Origin of the sequence: Variovorax sp. RO1 (assembly GCF_002849325.1) — a bacterium.
Classification (GTDB): Bacteria; Pseudomonadota; Gammaproteobacteria; order Burkholderiales; family Burkholderiaceae_C; genus Variovorax.
In genome coordinates, this window is record NZ_PKMT01000002.1 from 110,531 (window position 1) to 123,480 (window position 12,950).

The window sequence follows — 12,950 nt, forward strand, 5'->3', positions numbered from 1 at the left end:
TTGAGGGGAGTTCATGCGATCAGACTCGAGTGACCAACTTGCGGCCCATGAGGCCGGAGGGCTTGACGATGAGCACGCCGACGATCAGCACCAGCGCCACCGACAGCTTGAGTTCGGTGCCCACCACGTAGGTGCCGATGAGGTTCTCGAGCACGCCGACGATGAAGCCGCCGAGCACCGCGCCCACGGGGCTGTCGATGCCGCCGATGAGCGCGCCGGCAAAGGCGTAGAGCAGCACGCCGGTCATCATGTGCGGGTCGAGAAAGACCACCGGCGCGACCATCATCCCGGCCACCGCGCCGATGGCACCGGCCAGGCCCCAGCCCAGCATGAGCATGCGCCCGACATTGATGCCCACGAGCCGCGACGAGGCCGCGTTCTGCGCAGCGGCGCGCATCGCCAGGCCCAGCGGTGTGAAGCGGAAGAACGCGAACAGCAGCACCACCACCAGCAGCGTCACGCCGATGGCGCCCATTTCGTGCGCCGACATCATCGCGCTGCCGAACCACGCATCCGACGGGAACGGGCTCGGGAACTGCTTGATGGTGTAGCCGAAGAGCCAGCCCGCCAGGCTGTGGAAGATCACCAGCAGGCCGATGAACACCACCACCACCGACAGCGCCGGCTTGTCGTGCATGGGCCGGATGACGGTGAACTCCACCACGGCCGCGAGCACGAAGGACAGCGCCACGGTCGCGACGAAGGCGGCCCAGTACGGCAGGCCCGCTTGCATGAGGCTCCAGGCGATGAAGGTCGAGAACATCGCCATCTCGCCCTGCGCGAAGTTGATGTGGTGCGTGGCCTGGTAGATCATCACCAGCGCCAGCGCAACGCTGGCGTAGATGCCGCCGGTGGCCAGGCCCGCCAGCAGTTGGTGCAGGAATGCGTTCATCGGTGTGAGGCCCTTATTCGCCGAGATAGGCTTTGCGCACGGCGTCGTTGCGGCGGATCTCGGCGGCGGTGCCCGAGAGCACGATGCGGCCGGTTTCCAGGAGGTAGGCCGAGTCGGCCAGGTCGAGCGCGAGCTTGGCGTTCTGCTCCACCAGCAGGATCGACACGCGCTCTTCCTTGTTGATGCGCCGCATGATCGAGAAGATGTCCTTCACGATGAGCGGCGCGAGCCCGAAGGACGGCTCGTCGAGCAGCAGCAGGCGCGGCTTGCCCATGAGCGCGCGGCCGATGGCGAGCATCTGCTGCTCGCCGCCCGACAGCGTGCCAGCCTGCTGGGCGCGGCGCTCGCGCAGGCGCGGGAAGTAGCCGAACACGCGCTCCATGTCGGCGTCGATGCCGTCCCTGCTGGCACGCGCATAGGCCCCCAGCCGCAGGTTCTCCTCGGTCGTGAGGCCCAGGAAGGTGCCGCGCCCGTCGGGCACATGGCCCACGCCGGCCTTGGCGATCTGCTCGGTCGAGCGGCCGTCGATGCGCTGGCCGGCCAGCATGATGCGGCCCTCGGTGCTCACCATCATCTGGCACAGCGCGCGCAGCGTGGTGGTCTTGCCGGCGCCGTTGGCGCCCAGCAGCGCCACGACCTGGCCCGTGGGAATGTCGAGGTCGACGCCCTGCAGCACGCGCGTCGGGCCGTAAGCGGCGTGCAGCCCGCGCACTTCGAGAATGTTCGTCGTCATGCCGTGGCCTCCGCTTCTTCTTCCTCTTCACCCAGGTAGGCACGGATCACCTCGGGGTGCGCGCGCACCTCGGCCGGTGTGCCCTCGGCGATCTTCTTGCCGAAGTTGAGCGCCACCACCTGGTCCGACACGCCCATCACGAGGCTCATGTGGTGCTCGACCAGCAGCACCGTCACGTTCAGGCGGTCGCGGATGTCGCGGATCAGCGTGCCCAGGCTTTCGAGTTCCTCGTGGTTGAGGCCGCAGGCCGGCTCATCGAGCAGCAGCAGTTGCGGCTCGGCCGCCAGCGCACGCGCCAGCTCGACGCGCTTCTGCGTGCCGAACGGCAGGTCGGCCACTTCGCGTTCGGCCACGGCCTCGAGGTCGAGAAAGTGGATCAGCTGGTCGGCCCGCGCCCGCGCCTGCGACTCGATGGCCGCCACGCCGGGCAACCGGAAGGCGTTGCGCAGAAAGCCCGCGTGGTGCTTGCTGTGGCAGCCCACCAGCACGTTGTCGCGCACGGTCATCGTGCGAAACAGCGCCAGGTTCTGGAAGGTGCGCCCGATGCCCAGGCCCGCCATGCGGTGGCGCGGCAGGCGCGTGAGCGGATGGCCGTCGAACTCGATGCGGCCGGCGCTGCACTCGTACAGGCGCGAGAGACAGTTGAACAGCGTGCTCTTGCCCGCCCCGTTCGGTCCGATGAGGCCGCAGATCTGGCCCCGCCGCACGTCGAACGAGACGCCGTCGAGCGCCACGATGCCGCCGAAGCGCACCGACACCGCGTCGATGCGCAACAGGGGGGTGTTCGTCTTGTCTCCGCGATCGTTGTCATGAATCATGCGTCGATCTCTTTTTGTGAGGGAACGGAAAAGGTCAGCGCCGCCCCCGCGGGCGCTGCCAGGTGGCGGCGCAAGGGCCGCCCTGCTTCGTCAGAGCCGCTCGATGATGGTCACGTTGGCCATGCCGCCGCCTTCGCACATCGTCTGCAGGCCGTAGCGCTTGCCGCGCTGGCCCAGGGCGTTCACGAGCGTGGTCATCAGCTTGGTGCCCGAGGCGCCCAGCGGGTGGCCCAGCGCAATGGCGCCGCCGTTCACGTTGATGCGGGCCGGGTCGGCGCCCAGCGCCTTCAGCCAGGCGATGGGCACGGGCGCGAAGGCTTCGTTGACTTCGTACAGGTCGATGTCCTCGATCTTCATGCCGGCCTTTTGCAGCGCGCGCTGCGTGGCGGGCAGCGGGGCCTCGAGCATGATGACCGGGTCGTGGCCCAGCACGCTCATGTGGTGGATGCGCGCCAGCGGCTTCACGCCCAGCGTCTTCAGGCCGCGCTCGTTCACGACCATGAGGCCGCTGGCGCCGTCGCAGATCTGGCTGGCGGTGGCCGCCGTGCAGCGCCCGCCTTCGGCGATGAGCTTGACGCCGGCGATGCTCTCCAGCGTGGCGTCGTAGCGGATGCCCTCGTCGGTGGTGTGCAGCTCGCCGGTCTCGGTGCCGTCGGCCATGCGCACGGCCACGGGGACGATCTCGCGCTCGAAGTGGCCGGCCTTGGTGGCGGCGATGGCGCGGTGGTGGCTTTCGAGCGCGTAGCGGTCGAGCGCGTCTTTCTCGATGCCGTAGTTGCGGGCGATCATCTCGGCGCCCGTGAACTGGCTGAACTGGATGCCGGGGTAGCGCTTTTCCATGCCGGGACTCACGTAGAAGCCCAGGTTGTTCTTCAGCGGCAGCGTGGTGGGCAGGCCCATCGGCACGCGGCTCATGCTCTCGACGCCGGCGGCGATCACGATGTCCATCGTGCCCGACATGACGGCCTGCGCCGCGAAGTGCAGCGCCTGCTGCGACGAGCCGCACTGGCGGTCGACCGAGGTGGCGGGCACCGACTCGGGCAGGCGCGAGGCCAGCACGGCGTTGCGCGCAATGTTCGAGGCCTGCTCGCCGGCCTGGCCGACGCAGCCCATGATGACGTCTTCGATCAGCGCAGGGTCGGCGTCGGTGCGCGCCACGAGCGCGTTGAGCACCTGTGCGGCCAGGTCGGCCGGGTGCCATCCGGCGAGGCGGCCGTTGCGGCGGCCTCCGGCGGTGCGCGCGGCGGCGACGATATAGGCTTCGGGCATGTGAAATCTCCGGTGATGGGTTCGGTTCGACAGTCCAGCGCATTGTTGGCGCCGCGCCGCCGCACAGCGTCGTCGGAACCGACGATTTTGGGCGACATGCCGCGCGCCCTCACCCTCTCAGCGGTGGCCGAACACGGGCGGGCGCCGCGCCAGGAAGGCCTGCAGGCCTTCGCGTGCATCCTCGGTGGCAAAGCGCGCGTGCAGCTGGCGCCGCTCGAACAAAATGCCCTCGGACAGCGACGATTCCCACGCCCGGTTGACCGACTCCTTGATCGCCACGAGCGCCGGCAGCGAGTAGCCCGCGATGCGCGCGGCCAGCGCCAGTGCCTCGGGCATGAGCGCCTCGGGCGCGACCACGCGCGACACCAGGCCGTAGCGGTCGGCCTCGGCCGCATCGAGCACGCGTGCGGCCAGGCACATCTCCATCGCCTTGGCCTTGCCGATGGCGCGCGGCAGGCGCTGGGTGCCGCCGGCGCCCGGCAGCATGGCGAGCTTGATCTCGGGCAGCGCGAAACGCGCCGATTCGGCGGCCAGCACGATGTCGCAGGCCAGCGCCAGCTCGCAACCGCCGCCGTAGGCAAAGCCGGCGACCGCGGCGATCACGGGCTTGCGCACACGGCGGATGGTTTCCCAGTTGCGGGTGATGAAATCGTCGCGCACCACGTCGGCGTAGCCCCAGTCGGCCATCGCCGCGATGTCGGCACCGGCGGCGAAGGCGGTGTCACCGCCGGTGACGACGATGGCACCGATGCCCGCGTCGGCATCGAAGGCCAGCAGCGCAACGCCGAGGGCGTCCATGAGCGCGTCGTCGAGCGCGTTGAGCTGGCGCGGGCGGTTCAGGGTGATCACGCCGACGCGGCCGTCGACATGGGTGAGCACGGGAGCGCTGGGTGTCGTCATCGGCTCAATCGACCACGATCTTCTGGCGCGCGATGAGCGCGGACAGCATGGCGCCTTCGTCGGCCAGCAGCTTGCGAAACTCGGGTGTGCTCATGGCGATGGGCTCCGCGCCCAGGTCGCCGTAGCGCGACTTGACGCTGGGCAGGGCCAGCGCCTTGCCAAGCTCGGCGCTCATGCGGGCCAGCACCTCGGGCGGCGTGCCGTTGGGCGCCCACATGCCGAACCAGATGTCGAGGTTGGCGCCCGGGAAGCCCTGCTCGCCCACGGTGGGCACGTCGGGGAAGAAGGGTGAGCGCTTGGCGCTCACGATGCCCAGCAGCTTGGCCTTGCCGGCGCGGATGTGCTGGAAGGCGATACCCGGGTCGCAGACGAAGTCGGCCTGGCCCGAGAGCACGTCTTGCAAGGCAGGCGCGGCGCCGCGGTAGGGCACGTGCGTCACCTGCGTGCCGGTGGCCTGCTTGAACAGCTCGCAGGCCAGGTGCGGCGGCGTGCCCGCGCCGGCCGAGGCGTACGAGAGCGTGCCGGGCTTGGCCCGTGCCAGCGTGACCAGCTCGCGCACGTCTTTCGCGGGCAGCTGCGGCTTGGCGACGAGGTACATCTGCGTGCGCCCGACCGTGGCCACCGGCGTGAGGTCGCGCGAGGGCAGCAGGCTCGCCTTGAAGAGCGAGGGGTTGGCGGTCTCGACCGAGGTCGGCGCGATGAGGAAGGTGTGGCCGTCGGGTGCGGCGCGCACCACCTCGGAGGCCGAGATGTTGCCGCTGGCGCCGGGCTTGTTGTCGATCAGCACGGTCTGGCCGAGCGACTCCGACAGCGACTGCGCGAGGATGCGCGCCATCACGTCGGTGCTGCCGCCGGGCGCAAAGCCGACGACCACGCGGATGGGCTTGGATGGCCACGCGCCAGCTGGCGCGGTGGCGGGCGCCTGGGCCCAGGCCGCGTGGCCGGCGAGTGCGAGGCCACCCAGTGCGGCCACGGCGCGGCCCAGCCGCCGGCCCACGCCGGCGGCGAATTGCTTCTGTTGCATGACTTGTCTCCGTTGTTGTGTCGAAAGGATCGGCAGGTGCGCTCAGGCGGCCGGGGCGCCCGATTCGTCCGCGCGCAGCAGGTCGCGCAGCTTGAATTTCTGGATCTTTCCGGAGGGCGTGGACGGCATGGTCTCGCGCACCACAAGGCGCTCCGGGATGTACTGCAGCGCCACCTTCTCGGCCTTGAGGAAGGCAACGATCGACGGCAGGTCGACCTGCCGCCCCGGCTTGGGCACCACCACCGCGCAGGCGCGCTCGCCCAGGCGCTCGTCGGGGTAGGCGACCACGGCGGCCATGGCCACGTCGGGGTGGCGGTACAGCAGCGACTCGATCTCGACCACGGGGATGTTCTCGCCGCCGCGAATGATCACGTCCTTGGTGCGCCCCGCGATGCGCACGTAGCCGCGCTCGTCGATGCGCGCGAGGTCGCCGGTGTCGAACCAGTCGGCCGCGTCGGTGCCGTTGAGCTGCGGGCGCTTCAGGTAGCCGCCGAAGTTGGAACACGCGCGCAGCAGCAGCTTGCCGATCTCGCCCGCCGGCAACGCAAGGCCGTCGACATCGACCACCTTCAACTCCACGCCAGGCAGCGGGCAACCGTCGGTGTGGATGGAACGCTCGTCGTCGTCGTCCAGCCGCGTGAGCGTGACGGCGCCGTTCTCCGTCATGCCCCAGGCCGATACGATCTTGGCGCCCAGCGCCTGGCGCGCCTGCTCGACCAGCGCGCCCGGAATGGGCGCGCCGGCGCAGAGAAAGGCGCGCAGCGTGGGCACGGCCTCGCCCGACTCGGCCACGGTCTTCGACAGGTCGGACAGGAAGGGCGTGGACGCCATGGTGAAGCTCACGCCCTCGGCGTTGATCGACGCAATGGCCTGCTTCGGCTCCCAGATGTCCTGCAGCACCACCGAGGCCTGCAGCAGGATGGGCATCATGAGCCCGTACATGAAGCCGGTCTGGTGCGCCATGGGCGAGGCCATGAGCACCACGTCGCCGGCACCCAGGCCGAGCCGCTGCGCGTAGGGCACGATGTTGGCCATGGTGGTGTTGGCCGAGTGCATCACGCCCTTGGGCTCGCCGGTGGTGCCCGAGGTGTAGATGAGCTGGGTCACGTCGTCGGGGCCGGGCCGGTGCTGCTGCAGGACCTGCGCAGCATCGGGCTCGTTCTCCCAGGCGGGGCCGGCCAGCAGCGCCTCGAAGCTGTTCGCGCCGCTGCCGCCGACCACCACCACCTGCGCGAGATCGGGCAGGTCGGCCTGCAGGCCCATGGCCATCTGCGCGAAGTCGAAGCCGCGGAAACGCGACGGCACGATCAGCACCTTGGCCGCGCCGTGCCGCAGCATGAACGACAGCTCGCGCTCGCGGAAGATGTGCATCAGCGGGTTCATCACCGCGCCGATGCGCGAGCAGGCCAGGTAGGTCAGCGTGAACTCCCACCAGTTGGGCAGCTGGCAGGCCACCACGTCGTTGCGGCCCACGCCCAGCCGCGTGAGGCCGACGGCGATGCGGTCCGCCATGCGGCCCAGCTCGCGGTAGGTGAAGCGCACGGTGGCGCCCTCGCCCTCCCCGTCCTTCACGCGCACCGCGGTGAGCGCCACCTTGTCGGGACAGGCGGCGATGCAGGCGTCGAGCGCATCGTTGATGGTGCGGTCGTGCCACAGGCCCTGGGCCACCATGCGCGCGCGGCGCGGAGGCAGCAGTACGGCGTCGAATTCCATGATGTCTTGTCTCCTCTTGTTGTGCGAACCGGAAAGCCAGGGATGCGACTACGCGGGCACTGCCGAGCGCCCCGCACGCGTGCGGGCGACGATGGTCTTCATGATCTGGGCCGTGCCGTCGCCGATCTGGAAGCCCAGCACGTCGCGCAGGCGCTGCTCCATCGGCCCGCGGTCGTAGCCGCCGTGGCCGAACATCAGCAGGCACTGGTGGATGGCGTCGTAGGCCAGCTTGGGGCCCCACCACTTGCACATGGCGGCCTCGGCGGTGTGCGGCGCGCCCTTGTCCTTGAGCCACAAGGTCTGCAGGCACAGCAGGCGCGCGGCCTCGATCTGCGTGTCGAAGTCGGCCAGCGGATGCGACACGCCCTGGAAGGCCGACAGCGGCTTGCCGAAGGCTTCGCGCTGCGCGACGTACTCCCAGGTTTCTTCCAGCGCCACGCGCGCCACGGCCAGCACCTGCAGCCCGATGAGCGCGCGCGAGAAGTCGAAGCCCTGCATGACCTGCACGAAGCCCTTGTTCTCCTCGCCCAGCCGGTGGTCGACGGGCACGCGCACGTTCTCGAAGAACAGAGAGCCGCGTCCGATGGCACGCTGGCCGTGGCAATCGAAGCGGTTGCGCGTGACGCCGGGCAGGTCCATCGGCACCAGCAGCGCGGTCACGCCGTGGGCGGCCGACTCGATGCTGCCGGTGCGGCCGAACACCACGGCCGCGTCGGCCTGGTCGGCGGCCGAGATGGAGGTCTTCTCTCCGTTGAGCACGTAGTGATCGCCCACGCGCTCCACGCGCAGCCGCAGGTTGGCGGCGTCGGAGCCGCCGCGCGGTTCGGTGAGCGCAATGGCGAACAGCGCCTCGCCCTGCGTGAGCTTTGCCAGCCACGGCGCCACCACCTCGGGCCGGCCGTGCTCGCACAGGATCTGCCCGTTGAGCGAGGCCAGCAGGTTGATGTAGCTCAGGCTCAGGTCGGCGCGGGCGATCTCTTCGTGGATCACGCCGGCGGCCAGGCAGCCCAGGCCCTGGCCGCCGTGGGCCTCGGGCAGCTCGGGCGCGATGAAGCCCATCTCGCCCATCTCACGCATGAGCGTGCGGTCGAGCACGCGCGTGGCGTCGCGCTCCAGGAAGCCGGGCGCCACGCGCCCGGTGGCAAAGCGGCGCGCATGCTCGGCCAGCGTCGCCAGGTCGTCGTCGATGTACGGGTTCATCGCGGTGGTCCTGCTGCGGCTACTTGGCGTACTTGCGGAACTCGGGCTTGCGCCGTTCCTGCAAGGCCGCGACGCCTTCGCGCGACTCTTCGGTGTCGTAGTACAGCTTGAGCGCGTACATGCCCAGGCCCGCGATGCCGGCCTGGTGCGCGGTGTCGGCGTTGAAGCTGCGCTTGGCAATGGCCAGCGCGGTGGGGCTGCGCTCGCAGATTTCCTCGGCCCACTTCTGCACCTCGGCGTCGAGCTGCTCGTGCGGCACGACGGCGTTGGCCAGGCCCATGGCCACGGCCTCGGCGCCGCTGTAACGGCGGTTGAGGTACCAGATCTCGCGCGCCTTTTTCTCGCCGACCACGCGGGCCAGGAAGGCGGTGCCGTAGCCCGGATCGACCGAGCCCATCTTCGGGCCGACCTGGCCGAACACGGCTTTCTCGGACGCGATGGTCAGGTCGCAGATGGTGCACAGCACGTTGCCGCCGCCGATGGCAAAGCCCTGCACGCGCGCAATGACGGGCTTGGGCACGTTGCGGATGGCGTCGTGCAGTTCTTCCATCGGCAGGCCGATGGTGCCGCGGCCGTCGTAGTTGCCGTTGTGGGCCGACTGGTCGCCGCCGGTGCAGAAGGCTTTCTCGCCGGCGCCGGCCAGCACGATGGCGCCCACGCCGCGGTCGTAGCCCGCGCGGTTGAGCGCGCGGATGATCTCGTCGCAGGTCTGGCCGCGGAAGGCGTTCATCTTCTCGGGGCGGTTGATGGTGATCCACGCCACGCCGTTGCGCACGTCGTAGAGGATGTCTTCGAAGTCGGGGGATGCCATGTGTGTCTCCGGAAAGGTGTCGGTGGTGTGCGGGTCAGCCGTTCATCGTCAGACCGCCCGAGACGCTGAGCACCTGCCCGGTCACGAAGGCCGCGTCGTCGCTGGCGAAGAAAAGAATGGCGCCCGGCAGGTCGTTCGGCTGGCCGATGCGGCCCAGCGGAATGGAGCGCGTGAAGGCCTCCATGAGCTTCTCGGGGTTGCCCGCGCCTTCCTTGTATTCGGCGAAGAGCGCGGTGTCGGTCGGGCCGGGGCACACGACGTTCACGGTGATGCCGTGGCGCGCGTGCTCGCGGGCGATGGTCTTCGAGAACGCCACGAGCCCGCCCTTGCAGGCCGCGTACACCGCTTCGCCCGACGAGCCCACGCGCGCCGCGTCGGAGGCGATGTTGACGACGCGCCCCGCCTTGCGCGCGGCCATGCCGGGCAGCACCGCGTGGTGCATGTGCAGCGCGCCGGTGAGATTGATGGCGATGAGCTTGTCCCACTGCGCGGGCTCGGTCTTGGTGAAGGGCTTGAACACGTCCCAGCCGGCGTTGTTGACGAGCACGTCGACCGGGCCGAAGCGCTCCACCACGGCGGCCACGGCCGCATCGACGCCGGGGCGGTCGGTGATGTCGCAGCGGAAGGCCTGCGCCTGGCCGCCGTCGGCGCGGATCTGCGCGGCCACCGCTTCGGCGGCCTCGAGGTTCATGTCGAACACCGCCACGCGGGCGCCGTCCTGGGCGAAACGGCGGCTGGTGGCGCCGCCGATGCCGCCACCGCCGCCGGTGACGATCACTGTCTTGTCCTGAAATCGCTGCATCTGGTTCTCCTGGGGTGCGAGGGCTTGCTATATCGTTGGGCCGTTGGGCGCCACTTTTGAGGCATTTACGTAAATACGTTGACGTATTATTAAATGCTGCTGTGGCGTCGCGCAAGCCTTTCCGAAAGAAAAAACATGCCAAACACTAGTGAAAACACCGACGCAGCGCGCATGGCGCTGGCAAACAGGGTGTTCTTCCGCCTCTATCAATGCGCAAACATGTTGCATAAAACCGGCAGCCGCGCGGTCGAAGCCGAGGGCCTGACGACACAGCAATGGGCCGTGCTCGGCGCGCTGTCGCGCGACGAGGCCGTGGGGGGAATGAGCGTGGGAGACCTGGCGCGCTACCTGAAGGTCAGCCGCCAGAACCTGTCGGGCCTGGTCAGCCGCATGGAGCGCGACGGGCACGTGACGACCGCGCCCGACAGCCGCGACCGGCGGTCACGGCTGGTCACGATGACCGGGTCGGGGCAACACGTGTGGAAGGTGGAGGCGCAGCCGAAGATCTACGCCTACTACGAGCAGGTGCTTGACGGGTTCTCGGTGAACGACGTCACGCACACCCTGCACTACCTGCTGAAGCTGCTCGACAACATGCAGCGGGTGGACGATGCGCAGGGGGGAGCGGAAGAGCCGGCGGAATGACGCCGGCCCCCGCAGCCTGAATCAGGCCTTGGCCAGGCGCTTGGCCATGCTCCAGCGGTGCACCTCCGACGGGCCGTCATAGATCCGGAAGGCCCGCATGTCACGGAAGATGCGCGCGGCCACGGTCTCGTCCGACACGCCGCTGGCGCCGAGGATCTGCACCGAGCGGTCGACCACGCGCCACTCGGCCTCCGAGCACAGCACCTTGGCCACGCTCGACTCGTGCCGGCCCTTGCCGCCCTGGTCGAGCACCCACGCGCAGTGCCAGATCGTCAGGCGCGAGACGTGCAGGTCCATGTCGTTGTCGGCCAGCATGAAACCCACGCCCTCGTGCTCCACCAGCGCATGGCCGAAGGCCTGGCGGCGGCGGGCGTAGTCGGTGGCGAGTTCGTGCACGCGGCGCGCGGCGCCGAGCCAGCGCATGCAGTGCGTGAGGCGCGCGGGCGCGAGCCGCACCTGCGCGTAGCGAAAGCCCTCGCCGATGGCGCCCAGCACGTCGGCGGCGGGCACGCGCAGGCCGTCGAAGCGCACCACGCCGTGGCCGCCGGTGAAGCAGCTGTCGAGCGCGTCGATCTGCCGCTCGATCACGATCTCGGGCTGGTTCATGTCGGCCAGGAACATGGTCGACGAACCGTCTTCCATGCGCGCCATGATGATCGCGAAGCCCGCGCCGGTGGCGCCGGTGATGAACCACTTGCGCCCGGTGATCACGTAGTGGTCGCCGTCGCGCACGGCCACGGTCTGCATCATCGACGGGTCGGAGCCGGCGCCGGGCGGCGGCTCGGTCATGCAGAAGCACGAGCGCACGTGGCCGTCGATGAGCGGCTGCAGCCAGCGCGCCTTCTGCGCCGGCGTGGCGACCACTTCCATCAGATGCACGTTGCCTTCGTCGGGCGCGTGGATGTTGAGCGCCACCGGGCCGAGCGGCGAGTAGCCCGCCTCCTCGAACACAATGGCCTTGTCGATGTGCGACAGGCCCAGCCCGCCGTGTTCCTTCGACGCATGCGGCGTGAGCAGGCCGGCGCGGCGTGCACGCGCCACCAGCTCGTCGCGCAGCGCCTCGGCGGGGCCGTGCGAATCCTGGCGGGGGTCGGATTCGAGCGGCATCACCTCCTCGGCGATGAAGCGGCGCGTTCGTTCCTGCAGGTCGAGCTGGGCCGGGGTGAGGCTGAAGTCCATGGGGGACGCTCCTTCTTTCTCTCAGTGGATTCAATGAAGACAATGCGGCGCATGGTGCCGATGCGGGCGCGGGTTTTGAGTCGTGAGCGGGACAAGCCCGCCGGATTCGTCCGTTCCGACGATGCCGCGGCACGGCCTGCGCCCAACACTGACACGCCATGAACACACCTGCAACCGACGACGCCGACATCCTCCTGCTCACCCGCCCGCAGGACGGCTGCGCCTGCCTCACGCTGAACCGCCCGCAAGCGATGAACGCCTTGTCGCTCGCGCTGCGGCGCGCCCTGGTGCGCGCGCTCGACACGCTCGCGCAGGACGACAGCGCGCGCGTGCTGGTCCTCACCGGCGCGGGCCGCGCCTTCTGCGCCGGCCTCGACCTGCGCGAGATCGACCCGGGCGCGATCACCGGCGACGCCGGCACCGACGTGGCCACCGCGCTCGCGAACTTTCCGCGTCCGGTGATCGGCGCCGTGAACGGCGCGGCCATCACGGGCGGCCTCGAGGTGGCGCTGGCCTGCGACCTGCTGATCGCGTCGAGCGAGGCGCGCTTTGCCGACACCCACGCGCGCATCGGCGTGATCCCGGGCTGGGGACTGTCGCAGCGGCTGTCGCGGCTCATCGGCATTGCCCGTGCCAAGGAGATGGCCTTCAGCGGCAACTTCGTCGGCGCCGAGCAGGCCGAGCGCTGGGGGCTGGTCAACCGCGTGACGACGCCCGAACAACTGATGCCCGAGGCGCTCGCGCTGGCCGCCGACATCGCGAGCGCGCTGCCCGAGATGCTGCCGGTCTACAAACGCCTGATCGACGACGGCCATGCGCGCAGCTTTGCCGAAGGCATGGCGCTGGAGCAGGCCGCCACGCGTGAATGGGCGGCGGCGCTCACGCCCGAGGTGCTGCGCGCGCGGCGCGAGGCGGTGCAGGCGCGGGGGCGTGCGCAGAAGGGCTGACGACGGCCCCTCTGCCC

Annotated in this window: 13 protein-coding genes; 2 read left to right on the top strand and 11 right to left on the bottom strand. The window is 69.8% G+C overall.

Annotated elements, in window-relative coordinates:
- Positions 1-19: 19 nt before the first annotated feature.
- From CY658_RS11695 to badH, 10 genes are all read right to left on the bottom strand, one after another.
- Positions 20-892 (bottom strand): branched-chain amino acid ABC transporter permease, encoded by an 873-nt coding sequence (locus CY658_RS11695; RefSeq protein ID WP_101490406.1) that lies wholly within the window; start codon positions 890-892, stop codon positions 20-22.
- A gap of 13 nt (positions 893-905) precedes the next feature.
- Entirely contained in the window at positions 906-1,625 is a 720-nt protein-coding gene (locus CY658_RS11700; RefSeq protein ID WP_101490407.1) for an ABC transporter ATP-binding protein, read from the bottom strand.
- Positions 1,622-2,443: an ABC transporter ATP-binding protein gene (locus CY658_RS11705; RefSeq protein ID WP_101490408.1), complete on the bottom strand. Its 822-nt coding sequence runs from the start codon at positions 2,441-2,443 to the stop codon at positions 1,622-1,624. The genes CY658_RS11700 and CY658_RS11705 overlap by 4 nt, the downstream gene beginning before the upstream one ends.
- 90 nt (positions 2,444-2,533) lie before the next feature.
- Entirely contained in the window at positions 2,534-3,712 is a 1,179-nt protein-coding gene (locus tag CY658_RS11710; RefSeq protein ID WP_101490409.1) for an acetyl-CoA C-acetyltransferase, read from the bottom strand.
- Between the two features lie 117 nt (positions 3,713-3,829).
- Positions 3,830-4,612, bottom strand: coding sequence for an enoyl-CoA hydratase-related protein (locus CY658_RS11715; RefSeq protein ID WP_101490410.1), 783 nt, complete (start codon positions 4,610-4,612; stop codon positions 3,830-3,832).
- Positions 4,613-4,616: 4 nt separating this feature from the next.
- Positions 4,617-5,636, bottom strand: coding sequence for a tripartite tricarboxylate transporter substrate binding protein (locus tag CY658_RS11720; RefSeq protein ID WP_101490411.1), 1,020 nt, complete (start codon positions 5,634-5,636; stop codon positions 4,617-4,619).
- A gap of 42 nt (positions 5,637-5,678) precedes the next feature.
- Positions 5,679-7,349, bottom strand: a complete 1,671-nt coding sequence (gene aliA / locus CY658_RS11725) for a cyclohexanecarboxylate-CoA ligase (protein ID WP_101490412.1) — start codon at positions 7,347-7,349, stop codon at positions 5,679-5,681.
- Positions 7,350-7,397: 48 nt separating this feature from the next.
- Positions 7,398-8,549 (bottom strand): cyclohexanecarboxyl-CoA dehydrogenase, encoded by a 1,152-nt coding sequence (aliB, locus tag CY658_RS11730; protein WP_095947988.1) that lies wholly within the window; start codon positions 8,547-8,549, stop codon positions 7,398-7,400.
- A gap of 19 nt (positions 8,550-8,568) precedes the next feature.
- Positions 8,569-9,360, bottom strand: a complete 792-nt coding sequence (badI, locus tag CY658_RS11735; protein ID WP_095947987.1) for a 2-ketocyclohexanecarboxyl-CoA hydrolase — start codon at positions 9,358-9,360, stop codon at positions 8,569-8,571.
- A gap of 34 nt (positions 9,361-9,394) precedes the next feature.
- Entirely contained in the window at positions 9,395-10,162 is a 768-nt protein-coding gene (badH, locus tag CY658_RS11740; RefSeq protein WP_101490413.1) for a 2-hydroxycyclohexanecarboxyl-CoA dehydrogenase, read from the bottom strand.
- Positions 10,163-10,297: 135 nt separating this feature from the next.
- Here badH and CY658_RS11745 point away from each other — a divergent pair, with 135 nt between their 5' ends.
- Entirely contained in the window at positions 10,298-10,807 is a 510-nt protein-coding gene (locus CY658_RS11745) for a MarR family winged helix-turn-helix transcriptional regulator (RefSeq protein WP_101490414.1), read from the top strand.
- A gap of 21 nt (positions 10,808-10,828) precedes the next feature.
- On the opposite strand, the gene CY658_RS11750 is transcribed toward CY658_RS11745, so the two are convergent.
- The gene (locus CY658_RS11750) at positions 10,829-11,986 is read right to left on the bottom strand and encodes an acyl-CoA dehydrogenase family protein (protein ID WP_101490415.1); all 1,158 of its coding nucleotides are present in this window, start codon (positions 11,984-11,986) and stop codon (positions 10,829-10,831) included.
- Between the two features lie 158 nt (positions 11,987-12,144).
- On the opposite strand from CY658_RS11750, the gene CY658_RS11755 reads away from it, so the two are divergent.
- Positions 12,145-12,933, top strand: coding sequence for an enoyl-CoA hydratase (locus tag CY658_RS11755; RefSeq protein WP_101490416.1), 789 nt, complete (start codon positions 12,145-12,147; stop codon positions 12,931-12,933).
- Positions 12,934-12,950 lie beyond the last annotated feature (17 nt).

Coding starts and splice junctions, on each gene's coding strand:
- CY658_RS11695 (WP_101490406.1), bottom strand. CDS start 892: ATGAACGCATTCCTGCACCAACTGCTGGCGGGCCTGGCCACCGGCGGC.
- CY658_RS11700 (WP_101490407.1), bottom strand. CDS start 1,625: ATGACGACGAACATTCTCGAAGTGCGCGGGCTGCACGCCGCTTACGGC.
- CY658_RS11705 (WP_101490408.1), bottom strand. CDS start 2,443: ATGATTCATGACAACGATCGCGGAGACAAGACGAACACCCCCCTGTTG.
- CY658_RS11710 (WP_101490409.1), bottom strand. CDS start 3,712: ATGCCCGAAGCCTATATCGTCGCCGCCGCGCGCACCGCCGGAGGCCGC.
- CY658_RS11715 (WP_101490410.1), bottom strand. CDS start 4,612: ATGACGACACCCAGCGCTCCCGTGCTCACCCATGTCGACGGCCGCGTC.
- CY658_RS11720 (WP_101490411.1), bottom strand. CDS start 5,636: ATGCAACAGAAGCAATTCGCCGCCGGCGTGGGCCGGCGGCTGGGCCGC.
- aliA (WP_101490412.1), bottom strand. CDS start 7,349: ATGGAATTCGACGCCGTACTGCTGCCTCCGCGCCGCGCGCGCATGGTG.
- aliB (WP_095947988.1), bottom strand. CDS start 8,549: ATGAACCCGTACATCGACGACGACCTGGCGACGCTGGCCGAGCATGCG.
- badI (WP_095947987.1), bottom strand. CDS start 9,360: ATGGCATCCCCCGACTTCGAAGACATCCTCTACGACGTGCGCAACGGC.
- badH (WP_101490413.1), bottom strand. CDS start 10,162: ATGCAGCGATTTCAGGACAAGACAGTGATCGTCACCGGCGGCGGTGGC.
- CY658_RS11745 (WP_101490414.1), top strand. CDS start 10,298: ATGCCAAACACTAGTGAAAACACCGACGCAGCGCGCATGGCGCTGGCA.
- CY658_RS11750 (WP_101490415.1), bottom strand. CDS start 11,986: ATGGACTTCAGCCTCACCCCGGCCCAGCTCGACCTGCAGGAACGAACG.
- CY658_RS11755 (WP_101490416.1), top strand. CDS start 12,145: ATGAACACACCTGCAACCGACGACGCCGACATCCTCCTGCTCACCCGC.